Origin of the sequence: Candidatus Aegiribacteria sp. (assembly GCA_021108005.1) — a bacterium.
Classification (GTDB): domain Bacteria; phylum Fermentibacterota; class Fermentibacteria; order Fermentibacterales; family JCC-6; genus Aegiribacteria.
Window position 1 is genome coordinate 1 of record JAIORS010000148.1, and the last position, 2,002, is coordinate 2,002.

Annotated in this window: 2 protein-coding genes; both read left to right on the top strand. The window is 48.2% G+C overall.

Annotated elements, in window-relative coordinates:
• Positions 1-141 precede the first annotated feature (141 nt).
• Positions 142-1,014: an ARMT1-like domain-containing protein gene (locus tag K8S15_09035; GenBank protein ID MCD4776175.1), complete on the top strand. Its 873-nt coding sequence runs from the start codon at positions 142-144 to the stop codon at positions 1,012-1,014.
• 46 nt (positions 1,015-1,060) lie between these two features.
• The gene (locus K8S15_09040) at positions 1,061-1,888 is read left to right on the top strand and encodes an HAD family hydrolase (protein ID MCD4776176.1); all 828 of its coding nucleotides are present in this window, start codon (positions 1,061-1,063) and stop codon (positions 1,886-1,888) included.
• Positions 1,889-2,002 lie beyond the last annotated feature (114 nt).

Sequence of the window (2,002 nt, forward strand, 5' to 3'; positions counted from 1 at the left end):
CCGTCAAGATCGAATATCGCTGTTTTTCTAATACTCAGAATACACCTTTTCCGGTTAAAAAGCGGAGCCAAAACTGCGGAAAGACATTAATTTGATTATTATCAGCTTTACCAAAATTACAAAATCCGGATGGAGAAATATATGAAAGCCGAACTTGAATGCCTTCCATGCCTTGTACGCCAGGCAAAGGAAATGGCGATGATGACCACAGACGATTCAGCGATGCAGAAAAAGATTATGCGGCGGTGCTTGGCTTACATGTCAGAAACCGACCTTGATAAGTCACCCCCCGAGATAGCTCAGGGAATAGGCAGAATAATCGTATCCATTACTGGAGTGGAGGATCCCTACAGAGAAATCAAGGCGATTCATACGGAAATGGCACTGAAGATGGAACCGGAAATGGACAGGATTATAGAAGACTCAAAAGACAGATTTCTGTCAGGCCTGAGGCTTGCAATTGCCGGAAACATCATCGACCTTGGAGCCAAGGAAAGGGTTTCGCACGAAGACATCTCAGGCATTTTAAGCGAGGTGGTTCATGAACCCCTCTGCGGAGCAGACCCCGGGCAGCTCAAATCGGAAATTGATGAAGCAGAAAATGTTCTATACCTTGCTGACAACGCGGGAGAAACGGTTTTCGACAGAAAATTCCTCGAACAGCTCCCCGGGGAAAAGATCATCATAGCTGTCAGGGGAGCGCCTGCGATTAACGATGCGATTCTCAAAGATGCTGAAGCCGCGGGTCTGAACAGGGTAGCCACTCTCATAGATAACGGATCCGGAGCCCCGGCCACTGTATTAAGTGACTGTTCTACTGAATTCAGGCGCGTTTTCGATGAAGCCGATGTGATAATTGCCAAAGGGCAGGGCAACTACGAATCTCTTTCTTCATCGGATGCCAATATCTATTTCCTATTCAGAGTAAAATGCGACCTTGTGGCGGAACATTCGGGATTTCCTGTTGGAAGCCTTGTTATATTGAAATCTTCCGATAGTAAATTCGATGCATAAGGATTCGGCTCCGATCGGATTATTCGCAACCGATATGGATGGGACGTTGCTTCTGCCAGGGAGTGATTTCCACCGGATGGATATCGCTGCCCTTGAAACCCTGGGGCGAATGAATATCCTGAGGGTCGTAGCAACGGGAAGGTCACCATTCTCATTTAACAGAATGATGGGGGAGAGAATTCTGCCGGTGGATTACCTTGTACTTTCCAGCGGTGCCAGGATACAGAATTACCGTACAGGCGAATTTCTCAGAACATCATCCATGAATACCGCCCTTACATCCCACGCAGTGAAAGTACTTATCGATCTTGGTTACGATTTCTGCATACAGGGAACAGTCACTGACAACCATGTGTTTACATACAGGTACAGCTCGGGGTCCAATCCGGATATTGAAAGACGAATTGCACTCTATTCAGATCACTGCAGGCCTTTTGAGAACGGTGATGAGGAGTGCGTTTCAACACAGATTGTTATCGTAGTTCCTCCCGGCAGGCGGGAGGGCATTCTTGAGAACCTGGCAGAATCTTTGGGTGAATCCTACAATATTCTGCGGACTACATCCCCTCTGGACGGTGAATCACTGTGGATCGAAATATTCCCCGCCGGGGTCTCGAAAAGTTCCGGAGTTAAATTGATCGCTGCCGAATTTGGCCTTTCAGGCGAAGATGCTGCCGCGGTAGGAAACGATTACAACGATCACGATCTTCTTGAATGGGCAGGACATGCCTTTGTTGTTGAGGATTCCCCCGAGCATCTCAGGACCCGTTTCCGGGAAGTGCCTTCGGTGAACGAGGGAGGAGTAGCTGAAGCCGCGAGGCTCTGGCTTATTGAACGGGGAGAATTGTCAGAGGGAGACAACTGGCCTGTGTAAGTTCAACTATTTGCGCGGTGTGAAAGGTAGCAGGGGGAGAGATTGAAATCCCTCCCCCTGCATTCTTTTATCTTACCACAAGGAAAGCTTGGGTAAGTGTTCCCGTTGATGGAA

Bases quoted from the DNA above. Each gene is read 5' to 3' on its own strand.
- K8S15_09035 (MCD4776175.1), top strand. From the start codon at position 142: ATGAAAGCCGAACTTGAATGCCTTCCATGCCTTGTACGCCAGGCAAAG.